The following is a 26,025-nucleotide window of genomic DNA, read 5'->3' as shown; positions in this document are numbered from 1 at the left end:
AGCCTGACGGGAATTCGGCGGTACAGACGAATTCGCGGACCGGCCAGCTCAAGTCCCACAAGCTCCCAGGCAAAGATACTACCTCCGCGGGACGGATGGCTGTGACGCCCGTCGCTTGGCGGCGTCGGCGGCTGACGTCAGTGAGGGCAACGGCAATCCGCGCGTTGACAGGCGGCCTGAACAGGTTGTACTCATTGGAATTATCACGGGAATGGAGTCACGCGATGCATCAATCATGGACGTGCCGGTTCGCCGCCCTGTTTGGCCTGATGATGTTCAGCTCGGGCGCCCTCATGGCCCGCGAAGCAGCCCAGGCCGATGCCAGGGCTGCTGCCCATGCCGCCTGGATGGATGAGGGCGTCACGACCCTGTCCGCCATGCCGGACACCGATGCCCTGGTGACCGCCGGCGTACTCGCGGGACAGTTGCCGAATGCCCAGGCCCGCTCTCTGGACCTGCTGGATCGGGCAGTGGCCTCCGCGCCGCAGGCCACCGACATCGGCCTGCTCGACATCACCGCCTGCGCGGCGCAACCAGGCTGCGATGCGCTGAAGCGCGAGGCGCGCATGCGTCACATCGCTCCGCACAACGGCATGTTCTGGATCGTTGCGCTGCACGATGCATCAACCCGCGCCGACCAGGCACGCATTGACGCCGTGTTGGCCCGGATGGCGCAAAGCACCAGTTTCGACATGCACTTCACGTCGATGGGTCGACGCCTGCTCGCCGGCTTGAAGCGCATGCCACCTGCTCCCGACATGCGTGGCACACCGCACGACGTGGCGCGGTTGGTGCAGGCCGGAAATCTCGTCACTGCCTTCGCGATGCCCCCGATGCAGGATCTGGTCGAGGCGTGCAAACCCGTCGCGCCAACTTCCGCAGTGCGCCGCAAGGCTTGCCGCGCCATCGCCACCTCGCTGCGTCACGGCGATTCGCTGGTCACCAACATGATCGGCTTGCGACTGCAGGAATGGACCGCTGCCAATGACGCGGACCGCAACGATGCAATTGCGCAGCGCCGCCTGCTGCAGTGGAAGATGCATCAGTTGCGTGCCGTGAACATGCACTCCGCGATGCCGCCAGCCCGGCAGGCCCGCCTCATGCTGGCGCACGAGAATGAAGCGGAAGGCTTCGACGCGGTACTGCATGCGGCGGGCTATCCGCTCGATCCCCCGGCAAACTGGCAACCGCAGCAACCGGCGTCCGCATCGGTCACGCCAACTCTTCCCTGACAGGCCGCTCCACACTCTCCCGATGGCGCCCCACCGTCGCCGGCGCGCGCCTCCACACTCCCTTCCGACTTGACATTCACGGCGTGGACCGCCACGGTCAAAGGCCGGCTCGGGAGTGGCAGATGCCGTCAATTGCAAGCATTTTCGATGAGATGGGCTGGCCTGAGCCGGTTCGGCCACCCTATGCCCTGATCGATTCGTGGCTGAAATCCACTCCCGCCGACCAGTTGGCATTGAAGCGTCGCGAAGCCGAGGTTCTGTTCCGCCGTATCGGCATCACCTTTGCCGTGTATACCGAGGGCGGTGATGCGGAGCGCCTGATTCCGTTCGACCTGATCCCGCGCGTGCTGGCACAAGCCGAATGGCAGCGCCTGCGACGCGGGCTGGAGCAGCGCGCGAAGGCGCTCAATGCGTTCCTGCACGACGTGTACCACGATCGCGAAATCATCCGCGCCGGCCGTGTGCCCGAGCGACTGGTCCTGCACAACAGCGAGTTCCGTCCTGAAATGGCCGGACTCGATCTGCCCGGGCAGATGTACGCGCATATCGCCGGCATCGACATGGTGCGTACCGGACCGGACGAGTACTACGTGCTGGAAGACAACTGCCGCACGCCGTCTGGCGTGTCGTACATGCTGGAAAACCGCGAGGTAATGCTGCGCCTGTTCCCCGACCTGTTCCGTCACAACCAGGTCGCGCCGGTCGCGCACTATCCCGACCAGCTGCTGGCCACGCTGCGCTCGCTGGCGCCGCCGAACTGCCCCGGTGAACCGACCATCGTGCTGCTCACCCCGGGCATCCACAACAGTGCCTATTACGAGCACGCCTTCCTCGCCGACGAGATGGGCATCGACCTGGTCGAGGGCGCCGACCTGCTGGTCAGCAAGGATGTCTGCTATCAGCGCACCACCGCGGGGCTGGAACGGGTCGACGTGATCTACCGCCGCGTCGACGACGACTACATCGATCCACTGGTGTTCCGCCCCGACTCGATGCTCGGCGCGCCCGGCCTGCACTTCGCCAATCGCGCCGGCAACCTGACCCTGACCAACGCGGTGGGTGCCGGTATCGCCGACGACAAGGCGGTGTACATCCACGTGCCGGAAATGGTGCGCTTCTACCTGGGCGAGGAACCGCTGCTCAACAACGTGCCCACCCACGACTGCAGCAAACCCGATGACTTGCGCTACGTGCTCGATCACCTTGACCAGCTGGTGGTGAAGGCGGTGCACGGCTCCGGCGGCTACGGCATGCTGGTCGGGCCGCACGCCAGCAAGGCCGAGCTGGACAACTTCCGCGCGCTGCTGAAAACGCGGCCAAACGACTACATCGCACAACCCACCCTGGCGCTGTCCACCGTGCCCACCTTCGTCGATGCCGGCGTGGCGCCGCGACACGTCGACCTGCGCCCCTTCGTGCTGTGTGGCGCCGACGAAATACGGATCGTGCCGGGCGGACTGACCCGCGTGGCCCTGAAAGAGGGTTCGCTGGTGGTCAACTCGTCGCAGGGCGGTGGCACCAAGGACACCTGGGTACTGGAAAGCTGATGCTCGCACGCACTGCCGACAATCTGTTCTGGCTGGCGCGCTATCTGGAGCGCGCGGATTATCTGGCGCGCCTGCTGCAGGTCGCCGGCCACATGAGCGCGGTGCGCGTGGACAGCCAACCGAACAACGAATGGGAGTCGGCGATCGTCGCCGCCGGTTGCCGCGAGGATTATTTCGCACGCCACGAGGAGGCCGACGAGGCCAGCGTCATCCGCTTCCTCGCGTTCGACCGGGAGAACGCCTCCTCCATCGTCAACTGCATCGAAACCGCGCGGCGCAATGCGCGCGCCGTACGCACCTCGCTGACTGCCGACATGTGGGAGGCGGTGAACGCCAGCTGGCAGGAGCTGTCGAGCTATCGCGCCGAGTCGATGGACGCCGATCGGCTTGCCGATTTCCTCGACTGGGTGAAGGCGCGCGTGAGCCTGTTCCACGGCGTGACCTCGAACAACATGCTGCGCCGTGACAGCTTCCACTTCACCCGCACCGGCCAGTTCCTCGAACGCGCGGACAACACCGCGCGCCTGCTCGACGTGAAGTACCACGTGCGCCTGCCGCGGGTCAGCGATGTCGGCGGCGTGGTCGACTACTACCAGTGGCTGGCGATCCTGCGCGTGGTCAGCGCGCGGCGCGCTTACCGCGTGCTGTTCAAGGGACTGGTCGAGCCGGCGCGGGTGGCCGAACTGTTGATCACCAGCAGCGTGTTTCCGCGCTCGCTGACGTTCTGCTACCAGCAGATCACCCAGCACCTGGACGAAATCGTGGGCCAGGATCCGCAACTGGTTGCCGAAGCCAAGCGCCAGGCCAACGCGCTGTATGCCGACCTGCGTTACGCCAGCGTCGACACCATCATCGAACAGGGGCTGCACGAATATCTCACCCGACTGATCGAGCGCACCGCCGAGCTGGGCGCGCAGATCGCCAGGGGACATCTGTTTTAGCCATGCAACTGCATATCGTCCACGACACCACGTATCGCTACGACCAGGCCGCCAGCCTGATCATCCAGGCGCTGCGCATGTGGCCGGCGCCCAGCGCCGGACAAACCGTGAAAGCGTGGCGCGTGTCGGTCGACGGCAAGCCACTGAAGCCGACCTGCAACGACGGCTTCGGCAACCCGGTGGCGACCCACACGATCGACCGCAACGTGGAATCGGTGCAGCTGTCGGTGCGCGGCGAGGTGGAGACCATCGAGCGCCACGGCGTGCACGGGCACCCGCAGGAGTCGCTGCCGCCCGTGTTCTACCTCGCTGCGACGCCGCTGACCGAAGGCAACGACGAAATCATCCGGATGGCAGCGGCTGTCGACGAAGGCGCTGACCCGATCGAGCGATTGCACCGCTTGTGCAACAGCGTGCGCGACCACGTCGACTACCTGCCCTACCAGACCGATGCCGAAACCACCGCGGCCGCCGCCTTCTCCGCCGGTGCCGGCGTATGCCAGGACCACGCCCACGTGTTGATCGCGGCAGCCCGCTCGCTGGGATTCCCGGCCCGCTACGTGAGCGGCTACCTGTGCCCGATCGCCGATAGCGCGGCCGCCAGCCATGCCTGGACCGAGATTTTCGTCGACGCGCTGGGCTGGGTCGGGTTCGACGCGGCCAACCGCCAGTCGCCGGACGAACGTTATGTGCGGATAGGCTGCGGCCGCGACTATCGCGACGCCGCGCCGGTACGCGGCGTGCGCCTGGGTGGCCTGGCCGAGACGCTGGAAGTGGCGGTATCCATCGCCGAGTCGCGACAAAAGGCACAATAGGCGCCCATCCGCACCTGCCATCCAAGGAGTAGCGCGTGACCTATTGTGTAGGCCTGTTTCTCGACGAAGGCCTGGTGATGCTGGCCGACACCCGCACCAATGCGGGGCTGGACAACATTTCCTGTTTCGCCAAGCTGCAGCAGTTCCATCGCCCCGGCGAACGCATGATAGCGACCATGACCGCGGGCAACCTGGCGGTGTCGCAAGCGGTGATCAACCTGATCCAGGAAGGCCTGCCGCACCCGGACACCGGCGCGCTGCAGACGATCTTCGACGTGCCGACCATGTTCGGCGCCGCCGCCCTGGTCAGCCAGGCCGTACGTCAGGTGTACGACGTCCACGGCAAGGCGATGAAGGAACAGGACGTGCCGTTCGACGTCTCGATCCTGCTCGGTGGCCAGATCGCCAACCGCACCATGCGCCTGTTCCAGGTCTATGCCGCCGGCAACTTCATCGAAGCCACCGGCGACACGCCCTTTCTGCAGGTCGGCGAGCACAAATACGGCAAGCCGATCCTCGATCGCGCGGTAACCTCCGCCACCTCGTTGACCGACGGCCTGAAGCTGGCGCTGATCTCGATGGATTCCACCCTGCGCTCCAACCTCAGCGTCGGCATGCCGCTGGATGTGCTGACTTATCGCAACAACAGCATCGACGGGGTCGAGAGCCACCGCATCGAGGAAGGCGACAGCTACTTCCAGATGATCCGCGAACGCTGGTCGGCAGCCTTGTCGGAGGCCCATCGGAACATCCCCTCGCCCGACTGGCTGGGCCACGCCCCACCCGTCGCAACCCGGCGCTGAGCAAACGCCCCGCTCAGGCACGCCTGCAAGCTGTGAGAATCCGGAGACCACATCCGGTGCTGTCGCTGGGGTAACATCGTGCTTGATGGTCACCAAGGGGGTGATCGCCGGTCGGCGTGCATGACCCACCCATGACTCTGTACGTGTCCAGTCTGCTCGTCGCCTGCGGCATCTGCCTGTTCGCGGGTATTCATGCCGTACTGGCAGGGACGGCGGGAAGGCGCGAGCCGGTGATCCAGGCATTCGGCTGCCTGAGTCTGCTGTTGGCCGGCTACCTGCTGGTGACCGCGGCCATTTTCCAGACCGACGCCCTGCCCACCGCACGCTCGCTGATCCGCTGGCAGCTGGCCATTGCCTGCCTGGTCTTTCCCACCGCCGTGTGGTTTCTGGGTCTGTACACCAGATTGCGCCACTGGCGACGCTGGCTCGGCCTCGCATGCGCCGTGTTTGGTGTACTGCTCGTCATCAACATGTTCTCGCCCAACAGCGTGATCTATTCGGACATCGTCAAGAACGGCCCGATCAGGCTTCCGTGGGGCGAGCAGGTCAACGACTACTTCGGCCGCAAGGCGCCACTGTTCGGCATCTATTTCATGGCCAAGGATCTGGTTTTTGTGTGGTCCATCGGCGCCTGCATTGCGCTGTGGCGGAAGCACAACGCGCGCGCCTGGCCGCTGGCGTTGTTCCTGCTTATCCAGAGTGCCGCCGCCATCCACGCGGAGATCGTCAGTCGTGCCGACCTCCGAACGGTAACCTACGAGCCACTTGCCTTTCTTTCGCTGGTGCTGCTGATGGGCGATCACCTGCGCCGGGAACTGCAGCAAAGTGCCGCCGTGCTGGCCCGCAATCTCGATGAGCTGCGCGCCGAAACGGAGCGCCGGCGACAGGTGGAATCCAGCCTGCGCCGGCTCGCCTACCACGATACGGTGACCGAGCTGCCGAACCGGCTGGCGCTGCGCGAGCACGTGCAGAGCGCGCTGGCAGAGGCACAGACCGCCGACAGCGCACTGATCTTGTTGGATCTTGATCATTTCAGAACCATCAACGAGACGCTCGGCCATGACATCGGCGACAAACTGCTCAACGCGGTGGCAGCGCGCCTGGTATCAACCGTGCCGCCGGACAGTCTGGTTGCCCGCCACGGCGGCGATGAGTTCGCACTCTACGTGAAGCTTCCGATCGACTCGCCGCCGCCGGCGGCCGCCCGCGAAATCGTACGTACGCTGACCGCACGGCTCACGGCACCGTTCAACATCGACGCGCATGACCTGGCCATCGGCGTGAGCGCCGGCATTGCGCTGCTGCCAGGCATGGCCAACGATGTCGATACCGCGCTGCGCCAGGTCGCCGTGGCGTTGCACCAGGCCAAGGCCGCAGGCCGCAATACCACCGTGGTGTTCGAGCAACTGATGCAGATACAGGCCGATCGGCGTCTGTTGCTGGAAAAAGGATTGCGACTGGCGCTGGAGCGGGACGAATTCGAGTTGCATTACCAGCCTCAGCTGGACGCAGGTGGGCACTTCGTTGCCGCCGAGGCGCTGTTGCGCTGGCGCCACCCGCAACATGGCCTGATCTCACCAGCCGAGTTCATTCCGATCGCCGAGGAGACCGGGCTGATTCATGCCATTGGACGCTTCGTGCTGCACCGCGCCTGCACCGAACGCGAGAGCTGGCCGGAGTCCGTCGCCAGCGCACGCGTATCGATCAACGTCAGCCCCTGGCAGCTGTTCGCCCAGGACTTCGTGCGCACCGTGCACGAAACCGTCAAGGCCACCCACACCCGGCCAACGCAGATCACTATCGAGATCACCGAAAGCGCACTGTTGCACGACCCGGACGATCTCGCGCACAAGATGCGTGAACTGGCGAGCGTGGGCTTTCGCTTTGCACTCGATGATTTCGGCTCGGGCTACGCCTCACTGGGACATCTGAAGAAGTTGCCACTGCACGAGCTGAAGATCGACCAGGTTTTCGTCGAAACCTTGCAGCTCGGTGTGCCCGATCCCTTCATCAAGGCGATCATTGCGGTCGCGCATGAGCAGCAGTTGTTCGTGGTCGCCGAAGGCGTGGAAACGGAGCAGCAACGCGAGGTGCTGGCACAACTCGACTGCGATGCCATCCAGGGCTACCTGGTGTGCCGCCCGATCCCCGCGAGCGAGTTCCTCCGCTGGCTTGAACAGCATGCAGCGGCGCCGGACGCCGCCACCGCCTGACCGGCCGGCGGGCAGAGCCCGCCTACGGCACCTGGTAGGGCGGGCTCTGCCCGCCGGGTCGTCCGCATCAATGCAGAAGGTCATCAACGGACGACGCAAGGGTCACGCCTGATCTTTGCTCCAGCCGCATCTCAGCGCAGCTGGCTGTCCTTGCTGCCGCGACGGTTGTACAGACCGGCGCTGCGTGCCTGCGCATCCTCGGCTTCCTGACAGGCGACGCACAAGCGCACGCCGGGCACGGCCTGGCGCCGCGCCTCAGGAATCGGCGCATCGCATTCCTCGCAATGGGTCAGACCCGGGCCACGACGCAACTGTCGGCGCGCGCGCTGCACGCCATCATTGACCGTGGCATCAATCTGATCCTGTACGGCGCCGTCGCCGGCCCAGCCGGTTGCCATCGGGAATCTCCACAACTGTCCATACCCGAAAGATACCCCCGATACGGGCCCAGGCCCAGCCGCGGACTTGCAACCATTCAGGCGGGAGCGATGGCATCAAGCACGTGTCCGTCGCCCCGTCACGATCCACGCCGGTCACACGAAGTGATCGTCACGCGGACCGCGCGCTCGCTTTGGCGGACTTGTGCATGATGGCCGAGGCTGTGACTATCGGACGCAAACTCCATCGCGCCCGTCTGAGCCGTTCGACTGTCATGCCGTTTCCGGGCGCATTCCCTCCGCCCCGACACAGGAAGCGATCATGGAGAATCACGACGCCCCCGTTCACCGCACGGCCAGCGACGACAAACGCCTGAAGCGCGACATCGGCACGATCGGCCTGCTGTTCACGGCGGTCGGTTCGATCATCGGCTCCGGCTGGCTGTTCGGTGCGCTGAGCGCGGCGCAGATCGCCGGCCCGGCCTCGATCATCGCCTGGGGTCTGGGCGGCATCATGGTCATCCTGATCGGGCTCTGCTACGCCGAACTGAGCACGATGTTCCCGGTATCTGGCGGCGTGGTGCGCTTCCCGCACTACGCGTTCGGTTCGTTCGCCAGTTACACGCTTGGCTGGATCACCTGGCTGGCGGTGGCCTCGACCACCTCGATCGAGGTGCTGGCCGCCCTGCAATACTCCACCAATTACGTGCCCTGGCTGCAACGACTGGAAGATGGCGTGCCGGTGCTCACCCTGCCGGGACTGGCGGTGGCGATCGGGATGCTTGCGCTGTTCAGCCTGATCAACGTGATCGGCATCCGCTGGTTCGCGCGGCTCAACAATGCGCTGGTGTGGTGGAAGCTGTTCATCATCGTGCTGGTGATCGTGGCGTTTCTGCTGACCGCTTTTCACGGACGCAATTTCACCCATGCCGGTGCGGGCGGCTTCATGCCGTTCGGCTGGGCCGGCGTGTTCTCGTCCATCGCCACCGCCGGCATCGTGTTTTCCTATCTCGGCTTTCGCCAGGGTGTGGAACTGGCAGGCGAAACCAGCAAGCCGCAGCGTAACGTGCCGCTGGCCATCATCGGCTCGATCCTGATCACCGGGGTGATCTACGTCGCGCTGCAGGTCGCCTTCATCGGCGCGCTGCCGACCGAGGCGTTGACCCATGGCTGGGCCAACATTGGCACCAGTTTCGACGCGGGTCTCAGCGACATCGCCGCCACCTTCGGGCCGCTGGCTGCGCTGGCCGGCGTGATGGGACTGACCTGGCTGGCCGTGTTGCTGTACATCGATGCGGTGATCTCGCCGGCGGACACCGGCTTGATCTACACCACGGTGACCTCGCGCATCTCCTACGCGATGGGCCGCAACGGCAATGCGCCGCGCAGCCTGGCCAAGGTCAATCAGCGCGGTGTGCCGTGGGTCAGCGTGATCGTGACCTTCATTGCCGGCACGATTTTTTTCCTGCCGTTCCCGGGCTGGCAGAAGCTGGTCGGCTTCGTCACCTCGGCCACCGTGCTGTCGTTCGGCTCCGGTCCGCTGGCGCTGATTGCGATGCGCAAGCAATTGCCGCGACAGGCACGACCGTTCCGCCTGCCGGCAGGCAACCTGGTGGCCTACCTGGGCTTTTTGTCATCGAACCTGATCGTGTACTGGTCCGGCTGGGAGACCACCTGGAAACTGCTGGTCGCCGTGGTCATCGGCTACGTCATCCTGCTGCTGCACGAGCTGCGTTACCGCGCCACCACGCCACGGCTGGAATTCCGATCCGGCCTGTGGGTGCCGGTGTGGCTGTGCGGGCTGGCGGTGATCAGCTGGCTGGGCGAATACCCGGCGCTGGCCAAGGGTGCCGGCAACGTGGGCCTGCTCGGCTTTGGCTGGGCCATCCTGGTGCTGGCGGTGTTCTCGGGCCTGATTCTGTGGATGGCTACTGCGCTGTGCCTGCCGCCGGGACGGATGGAACACCATCTGGCCGACCCGGCCAATGGCACGCCGGCCGAGCGGAAAGTCGATCCATCGGGCGACGGAAACACCACGCAACCTGCCTGAATACCCGAACGCGCAGGGTGCACCGCGCCCTGCGTCGATTCGCAGCAGGGCAGGTTCCCGGCGTAGTGCCAGAATGGAACCCTGACCCCACCAGGAGCCGCACCATGCCCTCGCAACCCCACCGCGGCAATGTGCTGCCCAGCGACGAAAGCGTGGCCAAACAGCTTTTTCTCGGCAATATCCTGGAGGAGAACCTGTTCCCGTATCCGGAGATTCTTGCCCGCGACAAGGAATTGCTGGGCGCGATGACCGACGCGATCGACCAGTTCCTCGACGACAAGGCGGCCGACCTCAAGCAATACGACCGAGCCGGCGAGCAGCCTGTCGAGTTCATCCAGGCCTTGCGCGAGATGGGCCTGTTCGGTCTGATCATCCCCGAGGAATTCGGCGGCCTGGAGCTGTCCAACGGAGCCTATGCCCGCGTGCTCGGCCAGACCAGCAGCCACGACAGTTCGGTCTCGCTGACGATCGGCGCGCACAGCTCGATCGGCATGAAGGGCCTGCTGCTGTTCGGCACCGACGAACAAAAGCAGCGCTACCTGCCCAGGCTGGCCAGCGGCGAGTTGATCGCCGCTTTCTGCCTCACCGAGTCCGGCGCCGGCTCCGATGCCGCCTCGATCCGGACCCGGGCCGTGCGCAACGACGACGGCAGCTGGACGCTCTCCGGCGAAAAGATCTGGATCACCAACGGCGGCATCGCCGACTTCTACACCGTGTTCGCGCGCACCGACACATCCGAAGGCAAGATCACTGCCTTCATCGTCGAAGCGGCATGGCCCGGCGTGAGTCACGGCCCGCACGAAGACAAGATGGGGATTCGCGCGTCGAGCACCACCACCGTCGCGTTCGCCGACGTGCAGGTGCCGCCGCAAAACGTACTCGGCCCGGTCGGCAAGGGCTTCAAGGTGGCGATGAGCATCCTGAACAGCGGTCGCACCGGACTGGGTGGCGGCGCGGTGGGCGGCATGCGCTCGCTGATCCGACTGGCCTGCGCGCAGGCGAAGGAACGCAAGCAGTTCGGTCAGCCGATCGCGGAGTTCGGGCTGGTGCGCGAGAAGATCGCGCAGATGACGGTGGATTGCTTCGCCGCCGAAAGCGCCGTGTGGATGGTGGCGTACCTGATCGACAGCGGCGGCAGCGACTATTCGGTCGAGGCGGCGATGAGCAAGGTGTTCGCCAGCGAGGCGGTGCAGCGCGCATCGTATGAGGCACTGCAGATCGCCGCCGGCAACGGTTTCATGCGCGAGTTCCCGTACGAGCAGATCACCCGTGACACGCGCATCCTTTCGATCTTCGAGGGCACCAACGAGATCCTGCACTTGTACATCGCGCTTTCCGGGCTGAAGGGTGTGGGCGCGGGGCTGAGCGAGTTGAAATCGGCTGTGGGCGAAATCTTCAACGATCCGATCAAGGGCTTCGGTGTACTGGGCAGCTACACCGGCCGACGTGTGCGCGAAGCCACGGGGTACGGCATCGACCGCATTGCGCACGGGCTTTCGCCGCGGCTGCGCACGGTTGCCGGCATGTACGAAAAGTACACGGTGGAACTGTCCAAATCCTCCGACCAGTTGCTGCGCCGGTACGGCAAAAAAGCCACCGACATGCAACACGCACAGAAGCGTCTGGCCAGTATCGCGATCGATCTCTTCGTCGGCCTGTGCGTGCTCTCGCGCGCGGACAGTCTCGAGAAAAATTCACACCCCGCAGCCGCCGAGGCGGCCAACATTGCGGAAGTATTCGCCAGGCAGGCACGCCGACGGATGGCTCGCAACGTGCGCGGACTGGATCGAAACGAGGACGCCGCGATCGAGCAACTGGCCGGCGCGGTGCTGGCCCACGACGGTTACATGTGGGACGTGATCTAGGCATGCCCTGATCTATTCAACACAGCCGGTGACGCCTGCGTTGAATGGATCAGGGCATCCCTGGCAGCGCTGGCCGCAGAAACCTTGGAGAGCGCGATGATGCCTTCGCCATGGCGTGCGTCCACCGGGGTCTGCACCTCGTCCTGTCATGCAAGCCCGAGGAGAGGCGCCGCCCACGGATAAAGGCATCATCGCAGGCCGAAGGTTTCTGCGGCCCACGCTCCTTCGTCTGCACGAAACATGCCCCCAGGTCGGGGGCGCGTTTGCGGCACAGCTTCTCCGCGACCATGCTCGGAACTCCGTTTGACTCCCCGAACCGGCTGGGCCATAGTCCAGCCAGTCTTGACTGGACGGGGCCTGTCATGATCCTTCAGAACGTCATCTGGACCATCGCGCTGGTTGGCATGGGTTTGGTCGCGCTGGGTTTCATCCACGTAATCCGCCAGGCTGGCAAGCCCGCCGACGATGCCGCGACACGCAAGGCCGCGCACACGTCCAACGTACTGAGACGATGGCTGTTCGGCGCGCTGCTGATCATCTTCGTGGGTGCTACCTACGGCACCCTCCGCCACTTCCCGATACCGCTGCAGAACGCGCCGCTGGACGCCCACCAGGTGGTGGATGTGGTCGGCCGGCAATGGTCATGGCAGATCACGCCAAACACCGTGCACGCTGGCAGCCCGGTGGAATTCCGGGTGACCAGCCATGACGTGAATCACGGATTCGCGATCTACGCGCCTGATGGGCGCATCGCGACCCAGACCCAGGCGATGCCCGGTTTCACCAACAAGCTGGTGTACACGTTCACGCAACCGGGTACCTACAAGGTCATGTGCCTGGAGTATTGCGGCATCGGCCACGCGCCGATGACATCCGAGATCGAGGTAGTCGCGGCGAGCGGAGACTGATCATGGCTGCATTGACGATGTATCCGGACAACGAGCGTCTCGAAGGCGGTAACCGGGTTGCCTTCAATCTCTACATCATCTCGGCCGTGGCGTTGTTCGTGCTGATGATGCTGCTTGGCCTGACCATGCGCATGGGACAGGCGACCTGGCTGTCGGTACCGCCCGATCTGTTCTATCGCATCCTGTCGATGCATGGCGCCGGCATGGTCGGCACTGCTGCCCTGGCGACCACCGCGGTGATGTGGTTCTTCCTGCGCAAGTACGTCCGGCTGCACCTGTGGGCGTTCGTTGCCAACTACATACTGTTCCTGCTCGGTGCGCTGTGCATCATCTTCGCGATCTTCGTCGACGGCTACGCTGCGCTGTGGACATTCCTGTATCCGCTGCCGGTGCACGGCATGGGGCTGTGGAGTCCCAACGCCGCAGCACTGTTCATGCTCGGCTATCTGCTGATCGGCGTGGGCATGCTGGTGTTCTATCTCGACGCCGCCGCCGCCATCATCAAGGTGCACGGCAACCTCGGGCGCGCGCTCGGACTGCAGTGGTTGTTCCGCGGCACGATCGACCCGGATCACCCGAAGACCGTGGTGGCCAGCACCATGGTGATCATCGCCAACGTGCTGGGCATCCTGGCCGGCGCGGTGGTGCTGGTGATGGGCCTGGTCAATATCTATTACCCCGAGATGGCGCTGAACGCGTTGGTGGCCAAGAACCTGATCTACTGGTTCGGCCACATGTACATCAACGCCACGATCTACATGGGCGTGATCGCGGTATACGAATTGTTGGCGCGATACTCGGGCAAGCCGTATCCGATCTCGCGACCGTTCATCTGGTCGTGGGCGGTCAGCACCGTGTTCGTGATCATCGTGTTTCCGCACCACCTGCTGATGGACTTCGCCGAACCGCGCTGGATGTTGATCATGGGACAGGTGGTGTCGTATGGCGCGGGATTTCCGGTGTTCCTGGTCACCATGTACGGCGCGCTGACCAACATCTATCGCTCCAACATGCGCTGGACGATGCCCTCGCGGCTGCTGATCCTGTCGCTGTTCGGCTGGGCGGCAGGCATCGTGCCGGCCATCCTCGACGGCACCATCCGCATCAACCATGTGATGCACAACACGCAGTGGGTGCCCGGTCACTTCCACTTCTATCTGCTGCTCGGGGTGCTGCCGATGGCGCTGGCGCTGATGTTCCATGTGATCGGCCAGCGTGCGGATGCGCCGCCGAACACGGCTGCGGACCGGCTTGGCTTTCCGGTCTACCTGATTGGCGGCCTGATCTTCGTGTTGGCCTTCCTTGACGCCGGACATCTCAGCGTGGCGCGACGGATGGCAACGCACCTGCCGGAGTGGACCGGCACCGACAAGGTGGGCTCGATCGGCGCGATCCTGGTGGTGCTGGGCATGCTCTACTTCGCGATCCGCATCACGGTGGGCCTGCTGAAAGCACCAGCGCGCGGGAAAGCCGATGGCGCTACTGCGAACACTGCTGATTAGCCTTGTCTTGCTGGCGGCGGGCCTGGGGGTACTGGCCGCCGCCACGCATGGGTTTCGCGCCTATACCACCGAGACCGCCCGCCGTATCGACGTGAGCAAGCATCCGCGACCGGTTCCGCCGCTGCCGTTGCAGACTGCCGACGAGACACACACCAGTTTCGCCGAATTGCGCGGGCGCTGGCTGCTGGTCGATTTCATCTACACGCGTTGCATGACTTACTGCTCGGTCCAGGGCAGCGAGTTCGCGCGCCTGCAACGCCAACTGGCCGACCCGATCGCCGCGGGCAAGGTCAGCTTGCTGAGCGTCAGCTTCGATCCGGCACACGACGATCCCGCCGCGCTTGCCGGTTACCAGCGCCGGCACGGTGACCAGGGCGCAGGCTGGATCGCGGCGCGTCCGGTCGATCAAGCGGATCTCACGGCACTGATGCGCGTCTTCGGCGTGGTCGCCGTGCCGGACGGGCTGGACGGCTTCGTGCACAACGCGGCGATCGCGGTGGTCGATCCGCAGGGCCGCATCGTCGCGATCCTGGACTGGAACGATTTCCGCGCCGCCGCCAGTTACGTTACCCGGCGGTTGACGCCATGAAACAGCTGTCCACCGGCAGACTCTGCCTGGCCGGTGCCATGCTGTGGGCGGTGCTCGTCGTTCCGCCCGTGCGCCACGCGCTCGAAGCGACGATGATCCTGCAGATGCTGGTACAGATTCCGCTGCTGGCAGTGGCTGGCTGGGGGCTGGCGCGGGGCGCGCCGGGCTGGCTGGAGCGGTCCGTATCGGCATGGAATCATCGCGGCATCAGCGGATTGCTGCTGGCCTCGCTGACCGGCATGGTGTGGATGCTGCCACTGGCGATGGACGCCGCGCTGGACGATCCCCGGATCACCCTGGCGAAGTTCCTCAGTGTGCCGCTGCTGATCGGCGCACCGATCGCACTGAGCTGGCCGCGTGCAGGTTTCGTGGTGCGCGGCGTGGTCCTGCTCGAACTGATTGCCACCATGCTGCGACTCGGTTGGCTGTACGTGATATCACCCGAGCGCCTGTGCAGCAATTATCTGCTGGACGACCAGCAGCGACTCGGCAAGATCCTCCTCGTGGCTGGATTCGCGATCCTGCTGATGCTCATCTGGAAGCTGATGTGGGGGCATGTCGACAGTGGCCGCGGGGAGCACGAGGATTCCCCGATCGAACACGACTGACCGGGTACGCCTGCCTCATGGACTGCGTGCCTGCAACCGCGCCCGCTGCGCGCGCAGCAAGCGCAGCGGCGCCGGCACGCGCGCACCGTCGGTGGTGAGCCCCGACATCACCATTCGCCTGAATGGCCCAAGCCGCGCACCTGCGCCCAGCGCAAGCTTGCGGACCACCCGGGCCGGGCGGCTGTCGTCGGTGTACAGGCCAGCCAGCATCTGCGTGGCCAGGTACAGCGGTCGGGTAGCCAGACGGTGTTGCCGCTCGTAGCGCTTCAATGCGAGTGGACTGCAGATCGACTGCCCCGCCGCCAGCGCCATGCGCAGTTCGCGCGCCAGCGTGTCCTGCCCGAGCAGGCCGAAATTGAAGCCGTGCGCGGTAACCGGATGCATGCCCACGGCAGCATCGCCGATCAGCGCAAAGCGTTCGGCCACGAAGCGTTTCGCGTACACCCCGACCAGCGGATAGGCGCAACGTGGGCCGGCCACCCGCATCGCGCCCAGGCGCTGCTGGAAGCGTGCAGCCATCGCCACCTCCAGCGCCGCATCGTCCAGTGCCAGCAGGGCCTGCATCTGTTGCGGCGGCAGGGTCAGCACCACCGAGGAAGTATGCGGATCGTGCAACGGCAACAGTGCCAGGGTCTGGCCGATGCCAAACCATTCCCACGCCACCTGCTCGTGCGACACGTCGTGTTGCATGCGCAGCACCAGCATGGTCTTGCCGAAATCATGCATCGAGGCGCCGATGCCCATGGCCCGACGACTCTCCGAGAAACGACTGTCGGCCGCGACCACCAGCTGCGCGCGCAAGGTGTCGCCATTGTCGAGTGTCACCTCCGCCCCATCGCTGCCGGTGCGAACCGCACCGACTCGTGCGCCGGTGATGCGCTCGACTTCGGGCAACTCCATCACCTCGGCATACGCGGCCCGGCGGATCGCGTGGTTGGACAGCAGCCAGCCCAATTGCGACTTGCCCGCCTCGTCGTGACGAAACATCAGGCCGTCACGGTCGTTGCCGTCGATCACCATGGCATCGCGCAGGGTGCCGATTTCGCCCTCGCGCAGACGCGCCCACAGGCCCAGCTCGCCCATCAGCCGCCGCGAGTGATGGGTGATCGCAATTTCGCGCCCGTCATCCGCCGGCGCGATCAGCGCCGCTTCCTGCTGCCGTTCGACCAATGCCATGCGCAAGCCGGTGCCGGCCAGCGAACGGGCGAAACACAGGCCGGCCGGGCCGGCGCCGATGATCACGATATCGAATGACATATGCAGCACGCTCCGCGACAGGTGGCCTGCAAGGTAACGGCGGACGTGCCCGCCTGCGCTGATTTCGGTCAAGCAAAGTGACGCCGCAGGACAATGGTCAGCCGCTGCAGCCGCCGCAGCAGATCGATGGCAACTGCACGATCTGTTCGGCAGTCACCGGCCAGCCGGTCCGACGCAAGACATCAACCAGATCTTCCGCGGTGGCAGAGGCAGATACCCGCATCACCAGGCCACTCATGTCCAGATCGACCACGGCGGTCGGATCCACGTCAAACAACGCGTCCTGCACGACGCCGGGCTCGGGAGATGCATCGACGATGGCAATATGGAATTCCACGGGATTTCCTGGCTACAGCGATACCGCCAAGGCACCGCGCCGTGGCATTTTCGAGGAAGCTCCCCCCGGCCACCTTGATCCCGGTCAAGTCCGGCCAGGACCGGTTGCCGCAGTCATCGGCAGGTTCCTAGTGCTGCTTGCCGGAATCCAGTGCGCCGCGCAGCAAGCTGTCGAGCAGCTCCTTCTTGTCGGACTTCGCGGGCGGCGTTGCCGCGGGCTTCTGCGCCGGGCCGTCGTTCAATGCGCCGCCGATTCCCGACTTGAGCAGGCCAGCCACGGCGCCGGGGTCCAGTTGGAAGCTCGGTTCGCTGGCAGTGCCGCCCACGCGCACGCCGATACCTTGCCCGGACGCTCCGCCGAGGACTCCGCCAAGCAGGCGCCCCGCCTTGGAGTTACCCAACAACCCGCTGCCCTGCCCGCCGCCGGCGATCGCCTGATCGAGCTTGACCAGCATGCGGAAATCGAGCTTGCCACTGGCGGCCATGCTGCCCTTGCCGGCAAGGCTGCCCAGATCGACGATCTCGGCGTTGGCCGGATCGGCGGTAATCCCTGACGGCGCGATCTTCAGTGTCGCCGCGGCATGCCGGATCACGGTGTCTTGCGGCGCCTTGATGCCGGCCAACGCCAGGGCACCGCCCAGCTTCGCGCCGAGGCTGTAGCCCGCCAGCCGCGAGTTGTCCAGCGACACCGGGCCACTGATCACCAGGGCGTCGAGCGGCCCTTGCGCGTGCAGGTCAAGGCCAAGGCTGCCGCCGCTGAGGCGCGAGTCCCTGGGCAGCACCACGCCGAACACCGGCAACAGCGGCTGCAGGTCGTCGACCGGCAACTGCTTGCCACGAAGGCGCAAATCCAGCCGCATGACCTCGGCCCGATTGTCGAAGCTGCCGCTGATGGCCAGTCGTGCCGCCCCGCTGCCCAGAGTGCTGTTCTCGATCCGGCCGCGGCTGCTGTCGAGCTGGTAGCTGGCCTGGTAATCGACCTGCAGCGGCTGTGGCGAAGGTGAACCGGCGGCCATCAACTTCAGTTGACGGGCATCGATGCGGCCGCGGGACTTCACCACACCATCGGCGGAGACAATCCGGGTGTCGATATCGAGCACGCCGCCGATACCGTCCCCATGACTCACCAGCCCGGCCCCGACCATGTCCAGATCATGCATCACCAGGTGCGCATCGACCGGCGTCAGCACCGCATTGCCCGCATGCCACGGGCCGAGCTTGCCATCCAGTTTCAGGGTGCCGCCACCGGCCATGTCGGCGCTCATCGAAAACGGGAACGCCGCGCCCAGGCCAACCTGGTCCGCGCTCAGCGCCACCTGCCGGTAGCTGCGCACGTCGCCCGTCGATCGTTGCAGATCGATGCGGCCATGCTTGATGCGCAGCTTGTCGACGCTGAACGCCAGCGGTTCGTCTGGCGATGCGGCTGACGGCGTCGCCGTCGTGGTTTCGCCAAAGCTGGCGAAGTTCCAGCGACCGGCCCGGTTCTGGACCAGGCGCACGCTGGGCTGGTCCAGCGTCAGCGACGTGATGTGCAGTTGCCGATGCAGCAACAGCGGCCACAACTGCACGCCCAGTTGCAGCGACTGCGCGCTGACGAAGGCCTGTCCGCCGAACGCCGGATCGTCGCCGATGCGGATGTCATCGGCATCCAGCGAACCCGACCATACCGACACATGCAACTTGCCCAGTGTCACCTCGCGCCCCAGCGCCTGGCTCAGCGTGGCCTGGATTTGCGGGCGGAAATGGTTGGCATCCAGCAGCAACAACGCACCCACGCCGGCGACAAGCAGCACAACTACAACGACGAGAATTGCAATCAGTACGCGTTTCATCGGCACAACCCACACGCCAGTGGTCGTCGCTCGATACTAGCCCACTGCGTCAGGCGAAGCGCGCTCCAAACGCTACGGCATGATTCGCGGTGAGCACCAAATCTGCGGCGGGATCAGACACCCGCCGCAGCTGCCGGGCGCTGGCACATGGCATCAGCCCAGCGGGTCACGTGGACCAGGCTCTCGGCCGGCCGGAACTTGATCAATCTCGCGAAATCGAGCCCGCTGAAGGCGACGATATCGGCGATGGTCAGCCGCTCACCGGCAATGAAACGGCTATCGCCGAGCTGGCGATCGAACAGCGGGAGCGCCCGTTCGGCCGCGCCGCGAAAGTAAGCGGCGACGTCGGGCACCTGCCGCTCCAGCGCGGCCAGCGCCGGATGACCATGTCGCACGGCCATCATCAGCGGAGTGGCGAGCAGCATTTCCGCGCGACGCGTCCACATTTCGATGACTGCCGTTTCCTGCGCATCGCGGCCGAACAGATTGGGCTCGGGATAGCGACTCTCCAGGTAACGGCAGATGGCGACGGATTCGGTGATCGTGCTGCCATCGTCCAGCTCAAGCGCCGGCACATGCGGCAGACCGGCATGCGCACGGTAATCGGCGCTGCGGTGTTCGCCCTTGAAAATATCGACCGGCACGATCTCGATATCCGCAATGCCCTTCTCGGCCATGCACCAGCGCACGCGGCGGGGATTGGGTGCGCGCTGGCTGTCGAACAGTCTCATCGGGATTCTCCGCCGGTTTCGGTTGCGCCATGGACTTGCAGCTTGTCCTGAGTTCGGGTCTCGAAATCGCTGGCAGCGTGCCGCTCGCGCAACTGTCCGGACAACTCGCCAAAGACACTGTTGACCATGCGCCCACGCCGCACCGCCGGTCGCTCGGCGATAGCGGCAGCCCAGCGTTGCACATGGGTGTATGTCTGCACCTGCAGAAACTCGCCGGCGTCGTAGAGCCGGCCTTCCGCCAGCAAGCCATACCATGGCCATACCGCGATGTCGGCAATCGAATAGTCGGCCCCGGCCAGATAGCGGTGTTCGGAAAGATGGCGATCAAGCACGTCGAGCTGGCGCTTCACCTCCATCGCATAGCGGTCGATGGCGTACTCGATCTTTTCCGGCGCATACGCGTAGAAATGACCGAAGCCGCCGCCCAGGAAGGGTGCACTGCCCACCTGCCAGAACAGCCACGACAGGCATTCGGCACGGGTCGCGCGATCAACAGGAAGCAAGGCGTCGAACTTTTCCGCCAGGTACAGCAGGATCGCGCCCGACTCGAACACGCGTACCGGCTGTGCGCCGCCACGATCCATCAACGCGGGAATCTTGGAGTTCGGATTGACCGCGACGAAGCCGCTGCCGAACTGGTCACCCTCGTCGATGCGGATCAGCCACGCGTCGTACTCCGCGCCGGCATGTCCCAGTGCAAGCAACTCCTCCAGCATCACCGTCACCTTCACCCCGTTGGGCGTGCCCAGCGAATAAAGCCGCAGCGGATGACGGCCCACCGGCAGTGCCTTGTGGTGGGTGGCTCCGGCAACGGGTCGGTTGATCCTGGCGAAACGCCCGCCGCTCTCCTTGTCCCATTGCCATATCTTCGGCGGTTCATAGGAGGCAGACTCGGTCACTGGCGTACTCCGCAAAAGACAGCCAGGCCCGGAAATTCTTCAAATCACCGAGCCATCGAAATATCGGGAATTCCCGGATATCCGATGAACGATCCTACCAGAGCAATTGATGCGCAAACCTTCAGCGCATCCGCCTGCAACAGGACCGGCTTTCGCGCCAGGGCCGTGGCGGCAGTGATCACGCGCCGTGCAATCACGGCGACGATTCGCTCAACCCCGACGCAGCCGGCGCGCCTTCGATGCATAGCCGACCGCGAGCAGCACGAACCACACGGGGCTGGCGATCAACGCCTCGCGCGTATCGGGTTGCAGGCTCAGCAGCACCAATACGAATACGAAGAAGGCGAGACACACCCAGCACATCACCACGCCGCCAGGCATCTTGTAGGTGGACGCTTCATGCAGCTGCGGGCGCTTGCGCCGGTACGCGATATAGGCGAACAGGATCAGCGACCACACGAACATGAACAGCACCGCGGACAAGGTGGTAATCAGGGTGAACGCGGTGATCAGATCGGGGATCAGATAAATCAGCGCCGCGCCCATGAGCAGGCAGAAACAGGAAAACAGCAAGCCGATCGACGGCACCGCCGCCCGCGACAAACGGGAAAACGTCTTCGGCGCGTGCTTCTCCTCCGCCAGGCCATAGAGCATGCGGCTGGTGGAAAAAATGCCGCTGTTGGCCGAGGAGGTCGCCGAGGTCAGCACCACGAAGTTGATCAGGCTGGCCGCCGCCGGAATGCCGGCCAGCACGAACAGTTCCACGAACGGGCTCTTGCCCGCCTCCACCAACCGCCACGGCGTCACCATCATGATCGCCACCAGCGCCAGCACGTAGAAGATGATGATGCGGATGGGGATCGAGTTGATCGCCTTGGGCAGGTTGCGCCTCGGATCGGCCGTCTCGGCGGCCGTGGTGCCGACCAGCTCGATGCCGACGAAGGCGAACACGGCAATCTGGAAGCCGGCAAAGAATCCGCTCAAACCTTTCGGAAAGAAACCACCGTCGTTCCACAAGTTGGTGATCGACGCCTGGTGTCCCGTCGGCGAGGTGAACCCCCAGGCGACCAGCGCGAAGCCGGTGACGATCAACGCGCAGATCGCGATGATCTTGATCAGCGCAAACCAGAACTCCATCTCGCCGAACAGCCTCACCGTGACCAGGTTCAGGCTGAGCAGGAGCAGCACGCACAGCACGGCGGGAATCCACGGCGCCAGACCGGGAACCCAGAACTGGGTATAGGCCGCGATCGCGATCACGTCGGCAATCGCGGTGATGATCCAGCAGAACCAATACGTCCAGCCGCAGAAGAATCCGGCCCACGGCCCGAGCAGGTCGGTCGAGAAATCGATGAACGACTTGTACTCGAGGTTGGACAGCAGCAGCTCGCCCATCGCCCGCATCACGAAGAACAGCATCACGCCGATGATCAGGTAGACCAGCAGGATCGACGGCCCGGCCAGGCTGATCGTCTTGCCCGAGCCCATGAACAGACCGGTGCCGATCGCGCCACCGATGGCGATCAGTTGCAAGTGTCGGTTGGAAAGGCTGCGTCGCAGGTGGTCGGGCTGGTCCAGCGATGCGGTCATGCGGCGCGCCTTGGCGGTAGGGATGCGCCAAGATACCGAAAACGCCGCGCTACAGCCATGCGCCCGGCATGGCGAGAACCGGTGTCGCCGACATTTCCCGCCGACGCCGCATCCCGGCCACCTCCCGCCAGACCCGTGCTGGCCCGAACGACGGGTACCAGCGCCCGCGCGCCACGATCATTCCGCACAGCATCGGCGAAAGGTTTGGTGTGCTCCACGCACCAACTTCAACGCGTCGGCGCATCATTGACCACCGCCACGCCGGTCGCATGCAGCATCGGCAAATCACGCCGGCTGCAGTGCATCCTGGATGTCTTCCACCGGCGCATTGGTGAAAGTCTTGGCGACTTCCATGACGATCCGCCGCTGCGCTTCCTTGTGCAGTTGTGGCCGGATCTGGCCCAAGGTCTGCGGATCGGCCATGAGCACGAGGTGTTCGTATTCGCTCTTCAACGCCGCCGCATTGAGTTGCTGCGCCAGTTGCTTGGCGAATGTCGCCTCATCCGTGGCCTGCTGGTCCGATTCGGGCGGTCGGCGACCGGCGGGTCCCTCGTCCAGCAAGTCCCGGGGTTTCAGCAGTTTCACCTGCTTCAGTGACACCTTGGTGGCGCTGCCCACATTGTGGAAGAGCCGCGCCTCGGCGCCATCGGCAACCATGATCCAAGTTCCAGTGGGAATTTTGTGCATGCAGGATCTCCTTGCGGGAATGCGTCACGGCCTGGCGCACTCCGCGGACGTGCGGGCGGCGGGCCAACTTCGTGTAGCCGACCACGCAGCGGGACAACGCGATGTGAAGAGGATTGGCTTGCCTCCTGCATAGGCCCGTGCTTCGCACCCGCAACGCCTCCGACGGAGGATGCAAAGCTATTCCGATACCTCGCAGACCTGTACCACCACGCGATTGCGTCCAGCGGCCTTGGCCGCATACAGCGCACGATCGGCCGCCAAAACCAGCGACCGCGACGAGCACTTCCTGTTTGGAGTCACCGCGCTGACACCGATACTGATGGTGACATGCGGGGCAACCAGAGACGCCGCGTGCTCGATCGACAGCGCCTGAACGCGGGCACACAACTGTTCGGCGAGACGCTGCGCATCGGTCAGCTCCGCACCGGGCAGCAGCAACACGAATTCCTCGCCACCGTACCGCGCCACCAGCGCCCCCGCCGCATCACCCACCTCGGCACACAGGCCGGCCAACGTACGCAGACAGTCGTCACCCAGCACGTGCCCGCACGCGTCATTGAGCGCCTTGAAGCAGTCCACGTCCGCCAGCAGCAGGGCCAGCGGCCGACCCTCGCTCTCGCCGCGCTGCCAAAGTTGCTCCAATTGCCGGTCGAAGCAGCGGCGGTTGGCTATACCGGTAAGGCCGTCACTCATCGACAGCCGCTCCAGCTTGCGGTTGGCCAACTCAAGTTCGGCCACCACGCGCGCCAGATGCACCGCGCCGGCTATCTGCAGCGCGATCGCATCAAAGGTGGCGCACACCTCGCACGTGAAGAAATCCCTTGCCGTGCTCTCCAGATTCAGTACCCCGTGCAACCTCGCCTGATGCAGGATCGGCACCAGGTATTCGGCCTTCACTGCACGATTGCCGGGGATGTAATCAGGGTCGACGGCGACATCCTCGATCAGCACCGCGGTCCTGGACTGTACGCAACGACCTGCGGCGCCAAGCTCCACCGGCCAGGGCAGATCGGCAGGGAGCTCGAGGTCGAGCGTGCCCGACCAGACCTCCTGCACGAAATGGGTGCAGCGGTCATTGAGCAGGATGATGCTGGCAATGGCCACCGGCAGACGCTGCGCCACGCAATCGACGATGCGCTGAAGCATCGACTCCAGCGTGTCGCCCTGCAAGGCCTCCATCGACACCTGGGCCAGGATCTCGGTGAGCATCGTGCGCCGTGCCGACGCGCCGCGCTCATCCCACCGCCCGATGTCGGCGCCAGCCTGCTCCCCGTTGGTGCTGGTCTGCGTCATCGAGGTCAGTGGACTCCACAGAGGCCGTGCCGTCAACGGGGCCTGACCTTCCCCGGGCGCCCATGTCGATTTCGACACGGCCGGTTCGTCGCAGAATGGAGCCGACCGCACCCGTCAGCGCCCGCATCGCCAACCGCCGAGGATCACCATGCCAAGCAGACCACGCCCCACACCGGCCGCCGAGCCACTCCTGTACGCCCACCCGTTTTCCTCCTACTGCCAGAAGGTGCTGGTGGTGCTGTACGAGAATCACACGCGGTTCCAGTGGCGCCTGCTGTCGCCCGAACATCCGCAAGTGATGCACGAATGGGCCTCGTTGTGGCCGCTCAAGCGCATGCCGGTGCTGGTCGATGCCGGCCGCACCGTGGTCGAGGCCAGCATCATCATCGAGTATCTCGGCATGACGTATCCGGGCCCGACGCCGCTGCTGCCCGTCGATGCCCGTGCCGCGCTCGAAGTGCGCACGCTGGACCGCTTTTTCGACAATTACATCTCCACACCGCAACAGCAGATCGTGTTCGACAGCCTGCGACCGGAGGACCAGCGTGACTCGTACGGCGTCGGACAGGCGCGCGCCATGCTCGACAAGGCCTATGCATGGCTCGACCAATGGCTGGACGGCCGCACCTGGGCGGCAGCCGGGCAGTTCAGCCTGGCCGACTGCGCTGCGGCGCCGTTCCTGTTCTATGCCGACTGGACGCACCGGATCGATCCGGCATTCAGCCGGGTGATCGCGTATCGCCAACGTCTGCTGGCGCGACCGTCGTTCGCCCGAGCCGTGGAGGGGGCACGTCCCTACCGCAACCTGTTCCCGCTTGGGGCGCCCGATCGCGATTGATCAACTGCCATCCTGGAACTCACCAATGGATCCGGCCCCGGCCGCCGACGCGCCCTGCCGCCTTGCGCGCACTCGTGGGCGGCAACCGGCATGGCGCACAGCGCATCAAATGATGTGGAAAATCCAGTGCAAGGTGATCCCGACCAGCACCTCGGAAATCACGAACACGCAGAAGTAGACCACGAACCGCGTGGCCGGCTTCTCGTTCCAGTACCGATTCTTCTCGCGAAGCGCACGATCCGCCGCACGTCGTTCTTCGATATCCATGCTGTCTGCAGACGAGACGTCACCGTGGCTTGCGAGGTGGCCAGTCGTACCCATGGGCTGCTTCTCCGCGAAAGCTGTCATGACATGAATACAGCAACCGACCGGTGCGCACAAATGGCGAACCAGGCACCGTCGCCTGGGGCGGTGAACTATGGCGTAGCCGGAATCGCCAGGCTGCGTTCGGGATCGCCGGTGGCGCCGGTGCGCAGATTCGGCGGAATGTGCCCGACATCACCCACGGAAATCACCTTGAACTTGCCGTCCGCCTCGACCCGGATGCGGGTGATGCTGGCGTTGCCCACCGACATCTCCAGCCACGCCTGCGGATCCACGCCCAAGGCACGAACCACCACGTTGCGGATCACGTTGCCGTGGCAGACCATCAGGTCGGTTTCGTCATGACCGCTGGCAGGCTTGAAGTAGCGCGCGAACAGCCGGTCGAACTGCGCCTTGCAGGCTGCCAGTTCCGCCGGCTTTTCGCCCGCAATGACCTTGGTACGCCAGGTCGGCGGCGTGCATTCGGCCAGATCATCCACCACCTCGAAATGCCGCCCCGGAAAGTCGCCCACGATGACCGCCGCCGTGTCGCGTGCACGCTGCACCGGGCTCACATACATGTTGTCGAAGCGGGTCGGAAAGCCGGCCAAGCGCGCCCCCGCCAGATGCGCCTGCGCCACGCCAATCGGCGCCAGATGCGGCCCCAGCCTCTTGTCGGCATGCGCGTCAGGCAGGTAGTAACCGTGTCGCACCAGCACGATGGTGCGTGCTGCGGGTGTCGCCACCTCGAAAGCCCGCAGCGGTGCGATCAGCAACAGGCAGCACAGCAGTGGCAGCAGTCTTTTCAC

General features: G+C 64.9%; 24 protein-coding genes. 13 read left to right on the top strand and 11 right to left on the bottom strand.

The features are described 5' to 3' along the window. The first annotated feature begins 185 nt into the window (after window positions 1-185). From AC0L58_RS05715 to AC0L58_RS05690, 6 genes are all read left to right on the top strand, one after another. Entirely contained in the window at window positions 186-1,232 is a 1,047-nt protein-coding gene (locus tag AC0L58_RS05715) for a hypothetical protein (protein ID WP_473687532.1), read from the top strand. 122 nt (window positions 1,233-1,354) lie between these two features. Then, window positions 1,355-2,779: a circularly permuted type 2 ATP-grasp protein gene (locus AC0L58_RS05710; protein WP_473687530.1), complete on the top strand. Its 1,425-nt coding sequence runs from the start codon at window positions 1,355-1,357 to the stop codon at window positions 2,777-2,779. Further along, window positions 2,779-3,720, top strand: a complete 942-nt coding sequence (locus AC0L58_RS05705) for an alpha-E domain-containing protein (protein ID WP_473687528.1) — start codon at window positions 2,779-2,781, stop codon at window positions 3,718-3,720. The genes AC0L58_RS05710 and AC0L58_RS05705 overlap by 1 nt, the downstream gene beginning before the upstream one ends. 2 nt (window positions 3,721-3,722) lie before the next feature. After that, a complete protein-coding gene (locus tag AC0L58_RS05700; protein WP_473687526.1) occupies window positions 3,723-4,535 on the top strand; it encodes a transglutaminase family protein in 813 nt (270 codons plus the stop codon). A gap of 35 nt (window positions 4,536-4,570) precedes the next feature. Continuing rightward, window positions 4,571-5,338, top strand: a complete 768-nt coding sequence (locus tag AC0L58_RS05695; RefSeq protein WP_473687524.1) for a proteasome-type protease — start codon at window positions 4,571-4,573, stop codon at window positions 5,336-5,338. A 131-nt stretch (window positions 5,339-5,469) separates the two neighbouring features. Continuing rightward, window positions 5,470-7,551, top strand: coding sequence for a putative bifunctional diguanylate cyclase/phosphodiesterase (locus tag AC0L58_RS05690; RefSeq protein WP_473687522.1), 2,082 nt, complete (start codon window positions 5,470-5,472; stop codon window positions 7,549-7,551). A 131-nt stretch (window positions 7,552-7,682) separates the two neighbouring features. Here the strand turns inward: AC0L58_RS05690 and AC0L58_RS05685 are convergent, their stop codons facing one another. Then, window positions 7,683-7,949, bottom strand: a complete 267-nt coding sequence (locus AC0L58_RS05685; protein ID WP_473687520.1) for a DksA/TraR family C4-type zinc finger protein — start codon at window positions 7,947-7,949, stop codon at window positions 7,683-7,685. A gap of 301 nt (window positions 7,950-8,250) precedes the next feature. On the opposite strand from AC0L58_RS05685, the gene AC0L58_RS05680 reads away from it, so the two are divergent. The 6 genes from AC0L58_RS05680 to AC0L58_RS05655 all read left to right on the top strand — a co-directional run bounded on the left by AC0L58_RS05680 (window position 8,251) and on the right by AC0L58_RS05655 (window position 15,450). Further along, window positions 8,251-9,978 (top strand): APC family permease, encoded by a 1,728-nt coding sequence (locus AC0L58_RS05680; protein WP_473687518.1) that lies wholly within the window; start codon window positions 8,251-8,253, stop codon window positions 9,976-9,978. Between the two features lie 104 nt (window positions 9,979-10,082). Beyond that, window positions 10,083-11,843 (top strand): acyl-CoA dehydrogenase family protein, encoded by a 1,761-nt coding sequence (locus AC0L58_RS05675; RefSeq protein ID WP_473687516.1) that lies wholly within the window; start codon window positions 10,083-10,085, stop codon window positions 11,841-11,843. Between the two features lie 362 nt (window positions 11,844-12,205). Next, entirely contained in the window at window positions 12,206-12,751 is a 546-nt protein-coding gene (locus AC0L58_RS05670; protein ID WP_473687514.1) for a cytochrome oxidase, read from the top strand. 2 nt (window positions 12,752-12,753) lie between these two features. Further along, window positions 12,754-14,253, top strand: coding sequence for a cbb3-type cytochrome c oxidase subunit I (locus AC0L58_RS05665; RefSeq protein WP_473687512.1), 1,500 nt, complete (start codon window positions 12,754-12,756; stop codon window positions 14,251-14,253). Continuing rightward, on the top strand, window positions 14,225-14,842 hold the full coding sequence (locus AC0L58_RS05660) for an SCO family protein (RefSeq protein WP_473687510.1): 618 nt from the start codon (window positions 14,225-14,227) through the stop codon (window positions 14,840-14,842). The genes AC0L58_RS05665 and AC0L58_RS05660 overlap by 29 nt, the downstream gene beginning before the upstream one ends. Continuing rightward, entirely contained in the window at window positions 14,839-15,450 is a 612-nt protein-coding gene (locus AC0L58_RS05655; protein WP_473687508.1) for a hypothetical protein, read from the top strand. The genes AC0L58_RS05660 and AC0L58_RS05655 overlap by 4 nt, the downstream gene beginning before the upstream one ends. Window positions 15,451-15,465: 15 nt before the next feature. Here the strand turns inward: AC0L58_RS05655 and ubiM are convergent, their stop codons facing one another. The 8 genes from ubiM to AC0L58_RS05615 form a co-directional block, all read right to left on the bottom strand. Continuing rightward, entirely contained in the window at window positions 15,466-16,707 is a 1,242-nt protein-coding gene (gene ubiM, locus AC0L58_RS05650) for a 5-demethoxyubiquinol-8 5-hydroxylase UbiM (RefSeq protein ID WP_473687506.1), read from the bottom strand. A gap of 97 nt (window positions 16,708-16,804) precedes the next feature. Beyond that, on the bottom strand, window positions 16,805-17,044 hold the full coding sequence (locus AC0L58_RS05645; RefSeq protein ID WP_473687504.1) for a hypothetical protein: 240 nt from the start codon (window positions 17,042-17,044) through the stop codon (window positions 16,805-16,807). 127 nt (window positions 17,045-17,171) lie between these two features. Next, window positions 17,172-18,875: an AsmA family protein gene (locus tag AC0L58_RS05640; protein WP_473687502.1), complete on the bottom strand. Its 1,704-nt coding sequence runs from the start codon at window positions 18,873-18,875 to the stop codon at window positions 17,172-17,174. Between the two features lie 113 nt (window positions 18,876-18,988). Then, window positions 18,989-19,606: a glutathione S-transferase family protein gene (locus AC0L58_RS05635; protein WP_473687500.1), complete on the bottom strand. Its 618-nt coding sequence runs from the start codon at window positions 19,604-19,606 to the stop codon at window positions 18,989-18,991. Next, the gene (yghU, locus tag AC0L58_RS05630; RefSeq protein ID WP_473687498.1) at window positions 19,603-20,505 is read right to left on the bottom strand and encodes a glutathione-dependent disulfide-bond oxidoreductase; all 903 of its coding nucleotides are present in this window, start codon (window positions 20,503-20,505) and stop codon (window positions 19,603-19,605) included. The genes AC0L58_RS05635 and yghU overlap by 4 nt, the downstream gene beginning before the upstream one ends. A 210-nt stretch (window positions 20,506-20,715) precedes the next feature. Then, the gene (gene cycA, locus AC0L58_RS05625) at window positions 20,716-22,095 is read right to left on the bottom strand and encodes a D-serine/D-alanine/glycine transporter (protein WP_473687496.1); all 1,380 of its coding nucleotides are present in this window, start codon (window positions 22,093-22,095) and stop codon (window positions 20,716-20,718) included. A gap of 285 nt (window positions 22,096-22,380) precedes the next feature. Next, window positions 22,381-22,782 (bottom strand): host attachment family protein, encoded by a 402-nt coding sequence (locus AC0L58_RS05620; RefSeq protein WP_473687494.1) that lies wholly within the window; start codon window positions 22,780-22,782, stop codon window positions 22,381-22,383. A 177-nt stretch (window positions 22,783-22,959) separates the two neighbouring features. Further along, complete coding sequence (locus AC0L58_RS05615; protein ID WP_473687492.1) at window positions 22,960-24,075, bottom strand: GGDEF domain-containing protein; 1,116 nt, start codon at window positions 24,073-24,075, stop codon at window positions 22,960-22,962. Window positions 24,076-24,223: 148 nt separating this feature from the next. Between AC0L58_RS05615 and AC0L58_RS05610 the strand changes: the two genes are divergently transcribed. Continuing rightward, window positions 24,224-24,913 (top strand): glutathione S-transferase family protein, encoded by a 690-nt coding sequence (locus AC0L58_RS05610; RefSeq protein ID WP_473687490.1) that lies wholly within the window; start codon window positions 24,224-24,226, stop codon window positions 24,911-24,913. A 105-nt stretch (window positions 24,914-25,018) separates the two neighbouring features. On the opposite strand, the gene AC0L58_RS05605 is transcribed toward AC0L58_RS05610, so the two are convergent. Both AC0L58_RS05605 and AC0L58_RS05600 read right to left on the bottom strand, forming a co-directional pair. Beyond that, window positions 25,019-25,180 carry a hypothetical protein gene (locus AC0L58_RS05605; protein ID WP_473687488.1) on the bottom strand — a complete coding sequence of 54 codons (162 nt, stop codon included), beginning with the start codon at window positions 25,178-25,180 and terminating at the stop codon, window positions 25,019-25,021. A 149-nt stretch (window positions 25,181-25,329) separates the two neighbouring features. After that, the gene (locus tag AC0L58_RS05600) at window positions 25,330-26,025 is read right to left on the bottom strand and encodes a histidine phosphatase family protein (protein ID WP_473687486.1); all 696 of its coding nucleotides are present in this window, start codon (window positions 26,023-26,025) and stop codon (window positions 25,330-25,332) included.

The sequence above is a fragment of the Rhodanobacter sp. G2-10 genome, from assembly GCF_055809185.1.
This window is presented reverse-complemented; position numbering and strand designations above follow the sequence as displayed.

Bases quoted from the DNA above. Each gene is read 5' to 3' on its own strand.
- AC0L58_RS05610 (WP_473687490.1), top strand. From the start codon at position 24,224: ATGCCAAGCAGACCACGCCCCACACCGGCCGCCGAGCCACTCCTGTAC.
- AC0L58_RS05660 (WP_473687510.1), top strand. From the start codon at position 14,225: ATGGCGCTACTGCGAACACTGCTGATTAGCCTTGTCTTGCTGGCGGCG.
- AC0L58_RS05680 (WP_473687518.1), top strand. From the start codon at position 8,251: ATGGAGAATCACGACGCCCCCGTTCACCGCACGGCCAGCGACGACAAA.
- AC0L58_RS05665 (WP_473687512.1), top strand. From the start codon at position 12,754: ATGGCTGCATTGACGATGTATCCGGACAACGAGCGTCTCGAAGGCGGT.
- AC0L58_RS05670 (WP_473687514.1), top strand. From the start codon at position 12,206: ATGATCCTTCAGAACGTCATCTGGACCATCGCGCTGGTTGGCATGGGT.
- AC0L58_RS05620 (WP_473687494.1), bottom strand. From the start codon at position 22,782: ATGCACAAAATTCCCACTGGAACTTGGATCATGGTTGCCGATGGCGCC.
- AC0L58_RS05655 (WP_473687508.1), top strand. From the start codon at position 14,839: ATGAAACAGCTGTCCACCGGCAGACTCTGCCTGGCCGGTGCCATGCTG.
- AC0L58_RS05635 (WP_473687500.1), bottom strand. From the start codon at position 19,606: ATGAGACTGTTCGACAGCCAGCGCGCACCCAATCCCCGCCGCGTGCGC.
- AC0L58_RS05685 (WP_473687520.1), bottom strand. From the start codon at position 7,949: ATGGCAACCGGCTGGGCCGGCGACGGCGCCGTACAGGATCAGATTGAT.
- cycA (WP_473687496.1), bottom strand. From the start codon at position 22,095: ATGACCGCATCGCTGGACCAGCCCGACCACCTGCGACGCAGCCTTTCC.
- AC0L58_RS05700 (WP_473687526.1), top strand. From the start codon at position 3,723: ATGCAACTGCATATCGTCCACGACACCACGTATCGCTACGACCAGGCC.
- ubiM (WP_473687506.1), bottom strand. From the start codon at position 16,707: ATGTCATTCGATATCGTGATCATCGGCGCCGGCCCGGCCGGCCTGTGT.
- AC0L58_RS05615 (WP_473687492.1), bottom strand. From the start codon at position 24,075: ATGACGCAGACCAGCACCAACGGGGAGCAGGCTGGCGCCGACATCGGG.
- AC0L58_RS05690 (WP_473687522.1), top strand. From the start codon at position 5,470: ATGACTCTGTACGTGTCCAGTCTGCTCGTCGCCTGCGGCATCTGCCTG.
- AC0L58_RS05710 (WP_473687530.1), top strand. From the start codon at position 1,355: ATGCCGTCAATTGCAAGCATTTTCGATGAGATGGGCTGGCCTGAGCCG.
- AC0L58_RS05705 (WP_473687528.1), top strand. From the start codon at position 2,779: ATGCTCGCACGCACTGCCGACAATCTGTTCTGGCTGGCGCGCTATCTG.
- AC0L58_RS05605 (WP_473687488.1), bottom strand. From the start codon at position 25,180: ATGGATATCGAAGAACGACGTGCGGCGGATCGTGCGCTTCGCGAGAAG.
- AC0L58_RS05675 (WP_473687516.1), top strand. From the start codon at position 10,083: ATGCCCTCGCAACCCCACCGCGGCAATGTGCTGCCCAGCGACGAAAGC.
- AC0L58_RS05640 (WP_473687502.1), bottom strand. From the start codon at position 18,875: ATGAAACGCGTACTGATTGCAATTCTCGTCGTTGTAGTTGTGCTGCTT.